This window comes from Bdellovibrio bacteriovorus str. Tiberius (genome assembly GCF_000317895.1).
GTDB classification, from domain to species: Bacteria; Bdellovibrionota; Bdellovibrionia; order Bdellovibrionales; family Bdellovibrionaceae; genus Bdellovibrio; species Bdellovibrio bacteriovorus_F.
In genome coordinates this window covers 1,837,506-1,852,895 of record NC_019567.1, presented here as the reverse complement: position 1 = coordinate 1,852,895, position 15,390 = coordinate 1,837,506, and the positions used below count along the sequence as shown (strand labels likewise).

The window sequence follows — 15,390 nt, the reverse complement described above, 5'->3', positions numbered from 1 at the left end:
CGAATCGGAGTATTACTGAAGAGTAATAAAGAATTTTTGATATGTTGTAATGTGCCCCAAAGCGAGACACATCACAACGATTCAGATCTATTTACCGGCTGGAAGACGATCTTGAGTTTCCTCGTCTTTGACTTCTTTAACACTGCTTCTCATGAAGAAGCTTTTTTGCATGGCCTTTAATACAACAACTGTTTCGTCCAATGCCTGTACCAAACGCACACTGGCCCCTGGAAGCTCGCCTTCGACTTGTTTCACCGCGGGTCCCAGCGCCTTGGTCATTACTGCCAGGTTCTGGGTCATCACGGCAAGGTCTTTGGCCATTTCCGGATTCTGTTCGTTCAGTTCAGGAAGGATTTTGTTAATCTCACGCGTGGTCACGGCAAGATTTCCCACCAGTTTTTGCACGCCATCATCATGCGTGGCCTGTTTGGAAAGTTTAATCACTTCCACTGACATCGTGTTCAGGTTTTTCACCAAAGGATCCAAACGGTCAATCACACGAACCAGGCTTTCCGCGCGGCTTTTATCCGCAAACGCATCCACAAGGACCTGCACACTCTCTAAAATCCCGCCCAACTTGCTCAGGTAAGAATTCAGGTGTTTACCGCTCATCAATGTCATCAGATCCACCGTTTCGATGGACTTCACTGCACTGTGATCCGGGATCATTTCAAACTCTTCGTTCCCCACCGTCAGCTCCAGCACCCGCTCACCGATGATGAACGGACGAATCAACTGCACCGTGCTGTTTTCACGAATGCGATTCTGGAATTTTCCCAGAACATAGAAGCCAACACGAATGCGGTTGTCACTTTCCAGTTCCACGGTTTCAACGGCACCGGCACGAAGACCTGCCATCTGCACCAGTGTGCCCTGATGAATACCGTCGGCATTCTCAAAGGTCGTGGTGAAGCGCACCTTCGGCTCAAACCAGCCCTGTTTTACTGCCGCACTGATGGCTGTGACAATCACACCCACAATGGCCAGAACAACAAAAAGGCCGGCGACTCTTTCAAACTTGTTGAATTTTACCTTCATAGGTGAACAACTCTTTTCTCGGGATCCACAGCCTGGAAGTAAATCTGTCCGTCATCCAGGTGAATGATCTGATAATTGAAAAGATTCATGAACTTTTCATCATAGGAACTGATAAAGATATGTTTCAGGTGCCCCTCTTTGCGCAGACGGTGCACGTGATCAGCAAAGATATAGACACTGTCCTGCCCCAGTCCCACGCTTGGATCATCCAACAGCAGCATTTCCGGCTGCATCACCACTGCGCGCATCAGGCACGTCAGCTTGCGAATACGACCCGGGACATGGGCCGGTCTTTCGTGGGCAAATTTCTCGATGCCAAATTCCTTGATCATCGCTTCGACGCGGGCTTTGCATTCTTCCGGCGTCAAAACCTTATGATACAAAAGAGGCAGCATCAGATTGTCATACAAAGTACGATTGTTGATCAGACCGCCGTAATCGAAGGAATAGCCGATCTTCAGACGGAATGGCAAAAACTCTTCAAAGGACATATCCACCACGTTTTCACCGTTGATCAGATATTTCCCGGACTGGGGGATCTGCAGGCCTGCCAGAATCTGCAACAGAGAGCTCTTCCCCGCACCTTCATCGGCTTTCACCCACAGAATTTCGTTCATTGGAAAATCAAACTCCACATTCTGAACAATTGGCTCCTGCCCTTCATGAGTGAAAGACACGCCTTCAAATTTTAGATTTTCGATTTTCATCACACCACCCCTAAACTACGAAGTTGATTTAGATAAAACAAAGCTGTCACAATCAGATTAAACACGACCACAAAGATGATACTGTTCACCACGGCCTGGGTCGTGACCTGTGGAACCTCATGCGGACTGCGCTTCACAGAAAGCCCCTGATAGCAGCACACCACAAAAATAATCATCCCGCTGAAACCGTTCTTCAGCAGGAAGATCAGCACGTCCTCTTTGGCAAAGGCACGCATCAATGAATCCGTATAAAAAGCCAGGGGCAGATCCTGCACGAATTTCGTGACCAGGAATCCGCCAATCAAAGCGATAAAATTGAAATAAAATGCCAGTCCCAGCACGCTGATGATTCCACCCAGCACACGCGGGAACACAATAAAACTCAGCGGGTTGATACCCATGCTTTCCAGCGCTTCAATCTCGCGATTGGCGCGCATGTTCCCGACTTCCGAAGCCACGGCTGTACCCGAGCGCGCGATCACCACCAAAGCCACCAGCAAGGGACCGGCCTCACGGACGATCATGACGATCAGGAAGTTTCCGATCATCTGGGTGCCGCCCAGCAGTGACAGATTGGACAGGGACTGAAGCAAAATGATAGACCCGGTTCCCAAAGCGAGAACCGAAATCAGTGGCAGCGCCTGCCAGCCGGTGAAATAGATTTGTGCTGAAATAACGCCGACGATCTGGCGGAAGCCCTGGGCACGATCTAAAACCGTGGCACGCAGAGAAAGATAAACCATCAGGAGAACACGTGCCGTGTACTCCACATTCTTTGTTACTGATCTTCCTAGCGAGTCTATTTGCGCCAGTAAAGAAGTCATGATTCACCCTCGATTTCTCAAGGATTTATCGGTTCATTTGGATAAAAGATGTCTTGGTCAAAGGTCTGGTTTTAGTAGGCCCAGATAGAGTAAAACAGCGATTTCAGAGCCTCAAACCCCGACTCCCAGACGGAAGACTCAAAGCGGCCGCCAATAATCGCATGCTTTTCGATGTAGATGTTTTCAGGAAACGTGGCCCGGAACGTCCGGTAAGAACGGTACATATGCAGACGTGATGTCACCAGCAGGATGTCCCGGCACTTCAGCGCCTCCACAATCGGCAGGCTTTGCTGGGCATTTCCATAAGTGGTTTCTGAACGGCGGTCCAAGACCACATCGTTTTCGCTCAGGTTCCCATAAAAGGGCCACACCGGCATGATCTCGCGCAGACGCGCATTGGAATACACGCCCGAAATAACGAGCTTTTTGACATTCTGATTCGCCAGAAGGTCAAACCCCTCCCTCACCCTGCCTGCGCCGCCCGTCAGGACCACCGCGCAGTCAGCGGAAGGAGTTTTCGTCCAGGATTGAATCCGCTCACTCTGCACCTTCTGATATTCGTCGACGAAGCGGTATAGCACCACTGCGCTCAGGAATGCCAGAGCCCAGAATGAACGGGATTTCAACAGGGACTTAGCGATGCGCAATGACTTCGATCTCCACGTTCACGCCTTTAGGCAAACCTGCAACCGCAACAGTGGAACGCGCCGGAGGAGCGTCCGTGAATGCTTTTGCGTAGATCTCGTTCACAGTTGCAAAGTCCGACATGCTGGTCAGGAAGATCGTGGTTTTCACGATGTTGCTGTATTCCATGTTGGAGGCTGCCAGAACCGCTTCGATGTTTTTCAAAACCATTTCCGTCTGGGTTTTGATGTCGCCAGTGAAAACTTCGTTGGTTTTTGGATCGATGGAAATCTGACCGGAGCAGAACAACATGTCGCCGATCTGAATCGCCTGAGAATAAGGACCAACAGCTTTAGGTGCGTTGTCTGTGTGAATAACTTTTTTCATAAATATCCTTTTTCAAGATTGGAAATTTGGTTGAGGATTAGAAATAGAAGATGATTCCGGCGCTGAACGGACCGTCGCCGATGGTTCTGAAACGCACGTTGTCGCCAGAGATCACACCCACACCACCTTCAAAGGTGAATGCCAGGGAATCAAGGCCGGTGAAGAAGAACTCACCACCGAACAATGCATTCAGTTCGAAACCGGATTCTTTATCGCCGGCCACTTCATTGTTCAGGATGCCCAAAGTACCACCCATATAGAAGTTCATGTTGTCTTCTTTGAAAACGATACGGCGAATCCCCGCATTGAAAGCAAATTTGGAATAATCTTCCTGAGTATCGATACCCAAACCACCCGCGATGGAAACATCCGGAGCAATATAATAAACCGCTGCCAACTGAGCCAGATCCAAAGCAGAGTGACTTTTAACACCCACACCCAAACGGTTGGTCAATTCCTTGGCCTCCCCTTGAGCTGCAAAAACAACTGTTACCAAACATAGCGCCAACGCCACTTTTTTAAGCACTTTGATCTCCTTGTGATCGAATTTTTAAGCCCTCTTATTAAAGGCAAAACCACGAGCTGGCGCAAAGGATTTTCCTTCTTACGGACAGTGTCAAAGCTGCCAAAAGCCCCCTTGCGCAAAGCCCCCACTTCGTGGGAAATCAGGGACATGAAATCCCTTTGGTTCGCACTTCTGATTCTTGCCCCCACGACTTCTTTTGCCATCATCAAGGGCGATGGCTTTGAAATGCTCAGCCCTGATGAAAGCCGCATGCTGGAAGTGGGCTTGGAATCTTCAGAGCTTCCCAGCCTGTGCCCGCGCGCCAAAGAGTTCGCTGATAATGCCCGCTGGGATCACTCCCCCATTTCGCAAAAATTGGATCTCGTGCTGGTCGATAAAAAACGCCGTCTGCTGCATGTGATGCGCCACGGGCAAGTACTGGCAACATATGCTGTCGCTCTTGGCGGAAACCCGCAAGGCCACAAGAAAAACGAAGGCGACCAGCGCACTCCGGAAGGCCGTTACTTCTTTGATCTGAAAAAAGAAAAGAGCGAATATCATCTGGGCCTTCGTATCAATTATCCCAATGCCAAAGATCTTGCGGAAGCCAAAAAGAACGGCATCAAAAATCCGGGCGACAGTATTTTGATTCACGGTCTGCCCAACAGCTGGGTCAAACGCAAAGTCATCCGCCATCCCCGCGATTGGACCAAGGGATGCATGGCTGTTCGTGATTATGAAATTGAAGAAATTTACGCAAACATGGATTTGGGCGGAATGATCGAAATCTGCCCTTAAAGCAAAGAATCGGCAATGGCTGCCAGGAACGCTGGCGGGAATGCCACGCCGGAGTTATTCTCGGCTTCCCAGATTTTCTCTTTCAAGAAGCGAAAGCCCACGCCGTTCTTTTTCATTGTCGTCAAAACACCCTGATCGATCTTTTCTGCAAACTGAAGGATAAGGGCTTCCACCGGAATCTTGTCTGCTGGAACCTGATTCGGAAATCCCTTTTCGTCAAAACGCTCGTGGGTGCAAACCATCACGGCCTTGACTTCTTCAGTCAACGGCAAGCCTTTGATAAGGCAGCGATTCATGGACAGAATCGGATGATTGTTAAATTCACGCTGCTGCTCTTCCAAAACAGTTCTGCCTTCGGAAGTTAAAAACTCGCGGCTGATCCTGTCGTCGATATCAAACAGCCCCACATCCGTCAGCAGGCCGGCTATCAGCACCGTCAGGGGATCCCCCTGTCCGCTTTTCCTCGAGATGATAGCCCCGTACACCGCAATCCACGGCGCGCGCCAAATCTCGTAGAACTCTCCTTCCAGCACTTCCCGGAAAAGATCCCACAGGTCCTCTTCAGTTCCCAGCAGCTGCAAAAGATCCGAAGCCGTTTTAAGAAGAGCTTCATAACGGGAACGGAATGTCCCAGGCCCTGGTGATTTGAAATCAAAAAGAAGAATTTCATTCAAATACAAAGCCCCATGGCACAGGGACAGAAACAGCGCACGTGCGCGCTTTTTCAAACCATGCCCGGAGGTGTCATAGTAATTCGTGATGTAATCCAGATACTTTTCACTGTCGCGATTTTGAATAAAGGTGTTGTCGGCTTTCCCGACCCGCTGGAAGCGTTCATCACTGAGAACTGAATTGCTGTAAACGACCGCCAGATAACGCTGATTCAGCGGCATGCGTACAAACACCGGGAATGTCATGGTGGTCATCGGGAACAAGTCACCGATTTGAATTTCAAAATACTGGGCCCGGCAACGATACAGACAGATATACTCAAACTTCAGGGTGCGGTTGAATTCACTTTGCGAAAGTGGGGTCACGCGCGGATTCTGGGTTCCTTCCAGATTCTCGCGCGACAGGGAAGCCGCCATGACGGTCACAATCCGGGATCGCGGGAACAGATTCAAAACCTGATCCACTCGCGCCGCAAATGCGGACAGATCCTCATTCTGCTCCTGCACCATCAAAACCATTTGTGCGCGCATCAGTTCCGAGCGCGAAGCCGCATCCAGTTCAGAATAACGCATTTGTTTGAAGGTCAGATAGTGACGGGAAATCACTTCCTTGGCGCGGTTTAAAATCGCCTCATCCTCGGACAGGATCAGAAGTTCCAATTTTTGTCTGAATAAGGTCAGCGTCCGGGTGTCAGTCATTGCTTTAAAAATTCTAAACTTCCGCACGGGAGCTGCCAACAAAACTTTTCCGGGTTGACAATTAATCCCCCTCAACCAATCCTATCTGGACCAATTCGAGAAAGGACCTGTATGAAACACCTTATCGCAGCCCTTGCGACCGTTCTTTTGTCTGTAAACTCCATGGCAGCCCTGCTGACTCCGGAAGGAACCGGCGAAAAAGTGGAAAAAGTGACCCTGTCCACTTCCGCGACTGCCAATGTTGAAAGCGAATCCCTGAAACTGACTTCAGTGGGCGCAGGCCTGCGCGCCAAGAAAGTGGTTTTCGTGAACGTGAAAGTTTATGTGGGCCAGCTTTTCGTCAGCAATCCAGAAACCTTCAAGAAAACCGATGCTGAAGCCCTGACTTCACTGAAGGATCAGCAAGCCGTTGCCATCCAAATGCACTTCCTGCGTGGTGTGGATGCCGATAACGTGCAAAAGTCTTTCAAAGAAGCACTTAAAGCCAATGGCGTGAGTTCTGACGAAGCGTCCGTGAAACAATTCCTGGACTCTGTGGCAAAAGGTGGCGAAGCCAAAGAAGGCAAAGCGCTGACTGTATTGGGTGCTAAATTGAAAGACGGGTCTGAAGCTGTTCTTTACGAAACAACTTCCGGCAATGTTTCTGAAATCAAAGGCCCTGCAGGATTTATCGAAAAGGTGTTCTCTATCTGGCTGGGCAAACCATCTGATGATGGTGTAGCCACTTTGAAAAAATCCATCCTGAAAAAATAGTTCCATCTTTTTGAGGCCGATCACGCAGGTCGGCTTCAATCTCCACATCAAAGATCTTTCCACGCGAAGCCTCGCCCAAAATACGCTCTCCTGTAAATTACAAGATCACTAAAGTTCCTCCCGAAAATCCCCCGGGCCAATTTGTATTTTGGAATATTCCCCGCTATTTCATCGGCCTAACAGACCCACAGTGAGACACTGTCCACGACAGTGAGGTGCGCATGAAAGTCTTTATGTTTGCGGCGTCTTTGCGCCACGGTTCTTACAACAAAAAACTGATCCGGGTCGCCGCAGAAATGGTGCAAGATCTGCCTTTTTGCGAGGTGGATCTTTGCGAATTCAACGAATTTCCCCTGCCGATGTATGACGCTGACCTGGAAAACTCCAAGGGCATTCCTCAAGGTGCCAAGGACCTGGGAAAGAAATTTACCGAGGCCGACGCCATTATCATTTCAAGTCCTGAATACAACGGAAGCATTCCTGGTACATTCAAGAATGCCATTGACTGGCTGTCTCGCTTAAAACCGGTACCCATTGAAAAGAAGCACATCCTGCTGCTGGGCGCTTCTCCTGGGGCACTAGGTGCCGTGCGGGGAAACTTGCACGCACGTGTGCCCTTGCATGTTCTAAAATCCTATGTGTATCCAGAATATTTTGGCGTGGCGAAAGCCGACGACGCTTTTGACAAAGATGGAAAGCTCAAAGACGAAAAGCAGATTGAAAAGCTGCAGGCCATGATTGCGGATTTTATCCACTTTGCCTCCAGAAAAGAGACGCCATTTGAAAAGCTCACAGAATTTGTGGATGAAAAGATCCACCAACAACACAACTAGAGCGCTCGCGCAAGACGGACCACATCCCCGGGATCTAATCCCTGCACTGCCTGCAAAACTATAAAAGGGGATGATTTACTCATCCCCTTTTATATTTCTGAATCACCGTTGTTAATAATTCACTGAGTTTACTGACAAACAAAGATGCGTGGAGCCGTTCTCAGCTGGCCATCAGCCAGTGATGCTGTGATCGGAGACGAAGGCACAAATTCTTTGGTGTTAGCCGGAGCATCGTGCTTCCATAAACCAAACAACACTTCCCCTTTTTCGCAGTTGGCACCACCGGAAGGCCATTCCCCATTCACAACCACATAGTTGTATAGCTTCGAGTGTCCATCATCGTTATTCTCAATTCCACCCGGCAGAATCACATTCGGAAAACGAACCAGGTCATCTGCCCTATGATTGGTAAACTTCAAATCATCAAAAACAGCCAGGCTATAGGCTCCAGAACTCTCAGCCAGAGCACTATGATCATCCAGCCTGCTGAAGTTACTCAAATCATAACGCATGCTCAGCGGGTATTGCTTGATAAAGGAAACAGAGCTGGAGCCGCCAGTCGTGGTTGGAAAAATCCCCTTGGTGCAAACGTAATATGAAAAGGTCAAAGCATCGGCAGTGACATCCTTAATAAATGGATATGCAAAAGTTCTGATTCCATCCCCGCCAAATTTATTTCCGTAAATCGAGAACAACGTGACGTTACTCATCAAATCAATAACCCGACCGTCGGCCTTCGCCCATTTTTCTGAATTCGGCTGTACGGTGGCCACAAACGCCTTCACTTCCCCCAGGTCACATTCATTGCGGAAAGGGTCGTCCCAGGCCAGACAAACCGTGGACACCAGTTGCAGAAGAAGAAGTGCAGAGACCGTCATAAATTTCTTTTTCATAAACACACCTTTGTGATGATTGGTTATGTCTAACTGAATTGCATAGCCAATGCCATCCAAAATCCAGGTCCAAATCCACCACCGTCGCCTTGAGGGCCGCCCTGCCGACTTTCCGACAATCCAATACGCCGACGTCCCAGCACCTGCCGAACAACCGTCAGTTCTTTTTAATTTAATCCGAACCTGTTGCGGCCCATTTATACTCGCGATCGCCAAACATCTGATCTTAAGATGAACCTGATTTAAAGTTGAAAAGACGGGTTGTAGAAATAAAAAAAGAGTGGTTGTTCACCACTCTTTTGATTTCTTTTAAAATGTTTTTAAATTTCAGCGTCGAGAAAAGCCTTCAACCCGCGTTGCGCGGCGCCGCCGAGACCACAGGAGCGGCTGGAACCGGCACTACCACGGCCGATGGAATCGGCTCAATGTGTGTGGTTTCAACTTTCGCCACTTGTTCTTCGGCTTTTTTGCCTTCGCCCAAATTCAGAATGACCACGCCGGCAATAATCAACGTCGTCGCCACCACTTTCTGCAGCGGTAAAGGCTCATTGAAAATAACCAGTCCCAGGAAAGCCATCAAGGCTGTTCCCACTCCCGCCCAGATCGCATACACGTTACTGACGGGAAGATATTTAAGCGCCACAGTGAGGCTTATAAAGCAGATTCCATGACATGCTACTGTGAGCACGGATGGGAGCACCTTTGTAAACCCCTCTGAGTACTTCATTGTGATCGTACCGAAAACCTCGAATATAATTGCTGCTGCAAGATACACGTATGCCATAAGACACCCTGTCGCATCTCGACCCTTTCTATCGTATTAAATTGTGTTTACCCCGTGTCTCGGATGAACCTCCGAGAGATCTTTTTTTGAACCAGTCGACAAAAAAGACTTAAAAAGCGAACAGGAGAAAGCTCCTGTATTTGATATAACTAGAATACCACAGCCCTTTAAAAAAAGCTCTCACGACTCGACTCCAATGAGATTATGCAGTCATTTCATAGCTTTAGTGGTGAGACACAGCGAATATTTTTAGTCCAAATTTTGTTTGATTACACATTTCTGTGTTTATAGATATTCCCCTTTTGAAACAAAAAAGGACCTCCAAAGGGCAAGTTCGCCGTCTCTGAATGAAGTGAAAATGAAAGAAAAGATCCGAGTTGCCTCGCCAGCGAGCGCACTCACCAACCCAGGCAAGAACTCTCGTTGATAAACTTCTGCTTCTGATTGAGGCGATAAAGCCGAATCCGGGCCGTCTGCGACGTCAGCACGAAAGTTTCAGGCAGGAAAAAGTCTATCGTCAGATTTCGGGCATAAAAAAACCCGGATTACTTTCGTAACCCGGGTTCAAGTAAAATAGAGCTGGCGTCGTGCTACTCTCCCACATTGTCACCAATGCAATACCATCGCCGCAAGAGGACTTAACTTCTGAGTTCGGAATGGGATCAGGTGTGGCCCCTCTGCTATAAACACCAGCAAAGCGTTTATTAATCAAAGTGGTTAGCTTCTTACACTAACCTTTTCGTTCTTTGCAACTTACTTCCAATCCAAATGGAGAAGTTACTTTCTTTTTATCATTACAACTGAATGATTGATTTAATTGATTTTTAGCGAGTCGCTGTTAGTTCCACATTTCACTCTCTTACTTATTCAGAGAGCTAGTCTCTCGTTCCAATTAAGGAAGTCTCTGAGACGAAATCTTCGTTAGATAAATCTAAGAAGAATGTTTTTTAAAAAAGCCTCACGACCTATTAGTACTGATCAGCTCAATACATTGCTGTACTTACACCTTCAGCCTATCAACCTCGTAGTCTCCAAGGGGTCTTTAGGGGGCCGAAGCCCCAGTGAGATCTAATCTTGTAGTTTGCTTCCCGCTTAGATGCTTTCAGCGGTTATCAATTCCGAACATAGCTACCCTGCATTGCTCTTGGCAGAACAACAGGAACACCAGAGGTTCGTCCATCCCGGTCCTCTCGTACTAAGGACAGGTCTACTCAAATCTCATACGCCCACAGAAGATAAGGACCAAACTGTCTCACGACGTTCTGAACCCAGCTCGCGTACCACTTTAATTAGCGAACAGCTAAACCCTTGGGACCTGCTCCAGCCCCAGGATGTGATGAGCCGACATCGAGGTGCCAAACTCCATCGTCGATATGGACTCTTGGATGGAATAAGCCTGTTATCCCCGGAGTACCTTTTATCCGTTGAGCGATGGCCCTTCCACGCGGGACCACCGGATCACTTTGGCCTGCTTTCGCACCTGCTCGACTTGTAGGTCTCGCAGTCAAGCCCCCTTATGCCAATGCACTCGACGCCTGGTTTCCAATCAGGCTGAGGGGACCATCGCGCGCCTCCGTTACTTTTTGGGAGGCGACCGCCCCAGTCAAACTGCCCACCAGACAGTGTCCCTCTGCTCGTAAAGAGCAGCAGGTTAGATTTCAAAGGTGCCAAGGGTGGTATTTCAAGGTTGACTCCACAATGGCTAGCGCCACTGCTTCAAAGTCTCCCACCTATCCTACACATGCCAACTCTAAAATCACTGCCAAGCTACAGTAAAGGTTCACGGGGTCTTTCCGTCTTTCTGCGGGTACTCGGCATTTTCACCGAGAATTCAATTTCGCGAGGCATTTGGTCGAGACACCGGAGAAGTCGTTACGCCATTCGTGCAGGTCGGAACTTACCCGACAAGGAATTTCGCTACCTTAGGACCGTTATAGTTACGGCCGCCGTTTACTGGGGCTTCGATTCTCAGCTTCGCTTACGCTAACTAATCCTCTTAACCTTCCAGCACCGGGCAGGCGTCAGTATGTATACTTCGTCTTGAGACTTTGCACATACCTGTGTTTTTGATAAACAGTCGCTACTCCCATTTCTCTGCGACCCGAAAAAGCTTGGGGAGTAAATCCTTACACTCTCGCGGGCACACCTTTTCCCGAAGTTACGGTGTTAAGTTGCCGAGTTCCTTGACCAAAATTCACCCCATCGCCTTAGGATATTCACCCCACTCACCTGAGTCGGTTTACGGTACGAGCTAATAAAACTAAACTTACGAAACTTTTCTTGGATACATGGCTTTTCACACTTCCGGGACAAGTCCCTCGCATTCACACCTCAGAGTTAAGACCAGCGGATTTGCCTACTGATCCTCCTACATGCTTACACCTCAATCCAATAAGAGGCTGTGATATCCTATACCGTCATTCCTTAAGCGCGATTTATTAGGTAACGGAATATTAACCGTTTTGCCATCGATTACGCCACTTGGCCTCATCTTAGGTCTCGACTAACCCTGGGAAGATTATCTTTACCCAGGAATCCTTGAGTTTTCGGCGCCCGGGTTTTTCACCCGAGTTCAACGCTACTTATGTCAGCATGATCACTTCTAGTTCGTCCAGCTGTCCTACCGGTCAACCTTCATCCTACACTAGAACGCTCCCCTACCACTAAAATATAAAATATCTTAATCCAAAGCTTCGGTAACACGCTTAGCCCCGTTGTATCTTCCGCGCAGAGTCACTAGACTAGTGAGCTATTACGCTTTCTTTAAAGGATTGCTGCTTCTAAGCCAACCTCCTAGTTGTCAAAGTAACTCCACAACGTTCTCCACTGAGCGTGCATTTAGGGACCTTAGCTGTTGGTCTGGGCTCTTTCCCTCTCGACTCATGACCTTATCACCCTGAGTCTGCCTGCCAGGGAACATATCAATGGCATTCGGAGTTTATTTGGGTTTGGTAATCCGGTAAAGACCCCTAGCCCATTCAGTGCTCTACCTCCATGATATTTTTTACCTGACGCTATACCTAAATATATTTCGGGGAGAACCAGCTATCACCCAGTTTGATTGGCCTTTCACCCCTAATCACAGATCATCAAAAGAGTTTTCAACCTCAACTTGTTCGGTCCTCCACGAGGTGTTACCCTCGCTTCAACCTGTCCATGATTAGATCACCGGGTTTCGGGTCTATGCCTGCATACTAAATCGCCCTATTCAGACTCGCTTTCGCTACGGCTCCACCTACAACGGCTTAACCTCGCATGCAAACATAACTCGCTGACTCATTATGCAAAAGGTACGCTATCGACCACTTAAGGGTCTCTAACTGCTTGTAGACTTACGGTTTCAGGTTCTATTTCACTCCCCTCTCGGGGTTCTTTTCACCTTTCCCTCACGGTACTTGTTCACTATCGGTCACTAAGGAATATTTAGCCTTATGAGGTGGTCCTCACAGATTCCCACGAAATTTCACGTGTTTCGTGGTACTCGGGATGCCGCTAGGGCCTTCGAAGTTTTCGAGTACGGGGCTATCACCCTATCTTGCCAGACTTTCCAGACTGTTACTCTAACTTCTCCGGTCCCACATTGCGGTCCCACGACCCCTCATTCAAATTAATGAATAAGGTTTAGGCTGTTCCCCGTTCGCTCGCCACTACTGGGGGAATCTCGGAATTGATTTCTCTTCCTGAGGGTACTGAGATGTTTCACTTCCCCTCGTTCGCTTCAAACAACTATGTATTCATTGAGTGATACCATAAATGGTGGGTTTCCCCATTCGGAAATCTCCGGATCAAAGTGTGTGTGCCACTCCCCGAAGCTTATCGCAGCTTACCACGTCCTTCATCGCTTCTTAGTGCCAAAGGCATCCACCGTAAGCCCTTTGTAGCTTAAAAAAATGGAACTAACCTCGCTAAAAATCAACTAAATCAATCTATTCAATTGTCAAAGAACGAAAACCGTTCAGCAAAACTCTAACTTACACCGCATTCCAGTTATTAGAACTTGGTGGGCCTGGGAAGACTCGAACTTCCGACCCCACGCTTATCAAGCGTGTGCTCTAACCAACTGAGCTACAGGCCCGTTAGGCTTCACTCTCTCAAAACTAAACAGCTAGATAGATTTTTGGGACTCACTTACTCGGGAAGAGTAAGTTGACCTAAGATTGGGTCATTTTAACTTATCAAGAACAAGTCTTGATGAAGATTGACCGGATAATCCTTAGAAAGGAGGTGATCCAGCCGCAGGTTCCCCTACGGCTACCTTGTTACGACTTCACCCCAATCATCGACCATACCTTGGGCGCCTGCCTCCTTGCGGTTAGCGCAGCGACTTCTGGTACAGCCAACTTTCATGGTGTGACGGGCGGTGTGTACAAGGCCCGGGAACGTATTCACCGCGGCATTCTGATCCGCGATTACTAGCGATTCCAACTTCATGATCTCGAGTTGCAGAGATCAATCTGAACTTAGATAGCTTTTAAGCGATTTGCTCTACCTCGCGGCTTAGCTTCGCTCTGTGACTACCATTGTAGCACGTGTGTAGCCCTAGGCATAAGGGCCATGAGGACTTGACGTCATCCCCACCTTCCTCCGGTTTAACACCGGCAGTCCATCTAGAGTGCCCAACTGAATGCTGGCAACTAAATGCAGGGGTTGCGCTCGTTGCGGGACTTAACCCAACATCTCACGACACGAGCTGACGACAGCCATGCAGCACCTGTGTACCGACCCTTGCGGGCGACGACATTTCTGCCAGTCTTCCAGTACATGTCAAGCCTAGGTAAGGTTCTTCGCGTTGCATCGAATTAAACCACATGCTCCACCGCTTGTGCGGGCCCCCGTCAATTTCTTTGAGTTTTAATCTTGCGACCGTACTCCCCAGGCGGGATACTTAACGCGTTAGCTTCGTCACTGAAGGGGTCAATACCTCCAACAACAAGTATCCATCGTTTACGGCGTGGACTACCAGGGTATCTAATCCTGTTTGATCCCCACGCTTTCGGATCTCAGTGTCAGTGTTCGGCCAGTTACCCGCCTTCGCCTCCGGTATTCCTGTTGATATCTACGTATTTCACCACTACACCAACAATTCTAGTAACCTCTCCGACACTCAAGCTTCGCAGTATCAAATGCACTTCCAGGGTTGAGCCCTGGGCTTTCACATCTGACTTACAAAGCCACCTACATCCGCTTTACGCCCAATAATTCCGAACAACGCTAGGATCCCTCGTCTTACCGCGGCTGCTGGCACGAAGTTAGCCGATCCTTTCTTACAGGGTACATTCATTGTGTTATTCCCCTGCGACAGAGCTTTACGACCCGAAGGCCTTCATCACTCACGCGGCGTCGCTGCATCAGAGTTTCCTCCATTGTGCAATATTCCCTACTGCTGCCTCCCGTAGGAGTCTGGACCGTGTCTCAGTTCCAGTGTGACTGATCATCCTCTCAGACCAGTTAAAGATCGTCGCCTTGGTGAGCCGTTACCTCACCAACTAGCTAATCTTACGCGGACTCATCTTAGAGCGAAAAACCTTTGACCCCTAGAGCCGCAGCTCCTGTGGTCTTATGCGGTATTAGCTAATCTTTCGACTAGTTATCCCCCACTCTAAGGCAGATTATCCACGCGTTCCTCACCCGTGCGCCACTAGGTATTGCTACCCCGTTCGACTTGCATGTATTAGGCACGCCGCCAGCGTTTGTTCTGAGCCAGAATCAAACTCTCCAGTTTAAATTCTGTTTAGAAGCAAACAGCTAGCTTTTACGCTATTGTTTGTTCGAATATTTTTTGAAATTGTGAATACCAATTACTCGGTATTCAAAGAGCCCAAAAATCTATTTTATCTAGCTATTCAGTTTTCAAAGAGCGAATCTTGCTCGCCG

General features: G+C 48.5%; 12 protein-coding genes, 1 tRNA gene and 3 rRNA genes. 3 read left to right on the top strand and 13 right to left on the bottom strand.

Going from position 1 to position 15,390, the window contains the following annotated elements; translation table 11 throughout:
* Window positions 1-87: 87 nt before the first annotated feature.
* From BDT_RS08805 to BDT_RS08780, 6 genes are all read right to left on the bottom strand, one after another.
* Window positions 88-1,038: an MlaD family protein gene (locus BDT_RS08805; protein WP_015090885.1), complete on the bottom strand. Its 951-nt coding sequence runs from the start codon at window positions 1,036-1,038 to the stop codon at window positions 88-90.
* A complete protein-coding gene (locus tag BDT_RS08800) occupies window positions 1,035-1,745 on the bottom strand; it encodes a cell division ATP-binding protein FtsE (RefSeq protein WP_015090884.1) in 711 nt (236 codons plus the stop codon). Before BDT_RS08800 ends, BDT_RS08805 begins: the two co-directional genes overlap by 4 nt.
* On the bottom strand, window positions 1,745-2,569 hold the full coding sequence (locus BDT_RS08795) for an MlaE family ABC transporter permease (RefSeq protein ID WP_041577479.1): 825 nt from the start codon (window positions 2,567-2,569) through the stop codon (window positions 1,745-1,747). Before BDT_RS08795 ends, BDT_RS08800 begins: the two co-directional genes overlap by 1 nt.
* Window positions 2,570-2,640: 71 nt before the next feature.
* Window positions 2,641-3,216, bottom strand: coding sequence for a YdcF family protein (locus BDT_RS08790; protein ID WP_015090882.1), 576 nt, complete (start codon window positions 3,214-3,216; stop codon window positions 2,641-2,643).
* On the bottom strand, window positions 3,203-3,580 hold the full coding sequence (locus BDT_RS08785; protein ID WP_015090881.1) for a RidA family protein: 378 nt from the start codon (window positions 3,578-3,580) through the stop codon (window positions 3,203-3,205). Before BDT_RS08785 ends, BDT_RS08790 begins: the two co-directional genes overlap by 14 nt.
* A gap of 37 nt (window positions 3,581-3,617) precedes the next feature.
* Window positions 3,618-4,106 (bottom strand): hypothetical protein, encoded by a 489-nt coding sequence (locus BDT_RS08780; RefSeq protein WP_015090880.1) that lies wholly within the window; start codon window positions 4,104-4,106, stop codon window positions 3,618-3,620.
* A 147-nt stretch (window positions 4,107-4,253) separates the two neighbouring features.
* Here BDT_RS08780 and BDT_RS08775 point away from each other — a divergent pair, with 147 nt between their 5' ends.
* Window positions 4,254-4,883 (top strand): L,D-transpeptidase family protein, encoded by a 630-nt coding sequence (locus BDT_RS08775; RefSeq protein ID WP_015090878.1) that lies wholly within the window; start codon window positions 4,254-4,256, stop codon window positions 4,881-4,883.
* On the opposite strand, the gene BDT_RS08770 is transcribed toward BDT_RS08775, so the two are convergent.
* Window positions 4,880-6,253, bottom strand: coding sequence for an HD domain-containing phosphohydrolase (locus tag BDT_RS08770; RefSeq protein ID WP_015090877.1), 1,374 nt, complete (start codon window positions 6,251-6,253; stop codon window positions 4,880-4,882). The genes BDT_RS08775 and BDT_RS08770 overlap by 4 nt on opposite strands.
* A 111-nt stretch (window positions 6,254-6,364) precedes the next feature.
* On the opposite strand from BDT_RS08770, the gene BDT_RS08765 reads away from it, so the two are divergent.
* Both BDT_RS08765 and BDT_RS08760 read left to right on the top strand, forming a co-directional pair.
* The gene (locus BDT_RS08765) at window positions 6,365-7,006 is read left to right on the top strand and encodes a chalcone isomerase family protein (protein WP_015090876.1); all 642 of its coding nucleotides are present in this window, start codon (window positions 6,365-6,367) and stop codon (window positions 7,004-7,006) included.
* 221 nt (window positions 7,007-7,227) lie between these two features.
* Window positions 7,228-7,839, top strand: a complete 612-nt coding sequence (locus BDT_RS08760; protein WP_041577475.1) for an NADPH-dependent FMN reductase — start codon at window positions 7,228-7,230, stop codon at window positions 7,837-7,839.
* Between the two features lie 128 nt (window positions 7,840-7,967).
* Here BDT_RS08760 and BDT_RS08755 read toward each other — a convergent pair whose 3' ends face one another.
* The 6 genes from BDT_RS08755 to BDT_RS08730 form a co-directional block, all read right to left on the bottom strand.
* Window positions 7,968-8,732 carry a tail fiber protein gene (locus tag BDT_RS08755; RefSeq protein WP_041577473.1) on the bottom strand — a complete coding sequence of 255 codons (765 nt, stop codon included), beginning with the start codon at window positions 8,730-8,732 and terminating at the stop codon, window positions 7,968-7,970.
* A 346-nt stretch (window positions 8,733-9,078) separates the two neighbouring features.
* Window positions 9,079-9,516, bottom strand: a complete 438-nt coding sequence (locus tag BDT_RS08750) for a DMT family transporter (RefSeq protein WP_080602369.1) — start codon at window positions 9,514-9,516, stop codon at window positions 9,079-9,081.
* A 577-nt stretch (window positions 9,517-10,093) separates the two neighbouring features.
* A 5S ribosomal RNA gene (gene rrf / locus BDT_RS08745) occupies window positions 10,094-10,210 on the bottom strand.
* A 253-nt stretch (window positions 10,211-10,463) separates the two neighbouring features.
* A 23S ribosomal RNA gene (locus tag BDT_RS08740) occupies window positions 10,464-13,404 on the bottom strand.
* A gap of 110 nt (window positions 13,405-13,514) precedes the next feature.
* Window positions 13,515-13,591 (bottom strand) — tRNA-Ile (locus BDT_RS08735).
* A gap of 142 nt (window positions 13,592-13,733) precedes the next feature.
* A 16S ribosomal RNA gene (locus BDT_RS08730) occupies window positions 13,734-15,238 on the bottom strand.
* Together the 16S, 23S and 5S rRNA genes with 1 tRNA gene alongside form the textbook arrangement of a ribosomal RNA operon.
* Window positions 15,239-15,390: the final 152 nt, after the last annotated feature.

What these genes read in the sequence shown, in the direction of transcription:
- BDT_RS08805 (WP_015090885.1), bottom strand. Translation starts at nt 1,038, where the DNA reads ATGAAGGTAAAATTCAACAAGTTTGAAAGAGTCGCCGGCCTTTTTGTT.
- BDT_RS08800 (WP_015090884.1), bottom strand. Translation starts at nt 1,745, where the DNA reads ATGAAAATCGAAAATCTAAAATTTGAAGGCGTGTCTTTCACTCATGAA.
- BDT_RS08795 (WP_041577479.1), bottom strand. Translation starts at nt 2,569, where the DNA reads ATGACTTCTTTACTGGCGCAAATAGACTCGCTAGGAAGATCAGTAACA.
- BDT_RS08785 (WP_015090881.1), bottom strand. Translation starts at nt 3,580, where the DNA reads ATGAAAAAAGTTATTCACACAGACAACGCACCTAAAGCTGTTGGTCCT.
- BDT_RS08775 (WP_015090878.1), top strand. Translation starts at nt 4,254, where the DNA reads ATGAAATCCCTTTGGTTCGCACTTCTGATTCTTGCCCCCACGACTTCT.
- BDT_RS08770 (WP_015090877.1), bottom strand. Translation starts at nt 6,253, where the DNA reads ATGACTGACACCCGGACGCTGACCTTATTCAGACAAAAATTGGAACTT.
- BDT_RS08765 (WP_015090876.1), top strand. Translation starts at nt 6,365, where the DNA reads ATGAAACACCTTATCGCAGCCCTTGCGACCGTTCTTTTGTCTGTAAAC.
- BDT_RS08760 (WP_041577475.1), top strand. Translation starts at nt 7,228, where the DNA reads ATGAAAGTCTTTATGTTTGCGGCGTCTTTGCGCCACGGTTCTTACAAC.
- BDT_RS08755 (WP_041577473.1), bottom strand. Translation starts at nt 8,732, where the DNA reads ATGAAAAAGAAATTTATGACGGTCTCTGCACTTCTTCTTCTGCAACTG.
- BDT_RS08750 (WP_080602369.1), bottom strand. Translation starts at nt 9,516, where the DNA reads ATGGCATACGTGTATCTTGCAGCAGCAATTATATTCGAGGTTTTCGGT.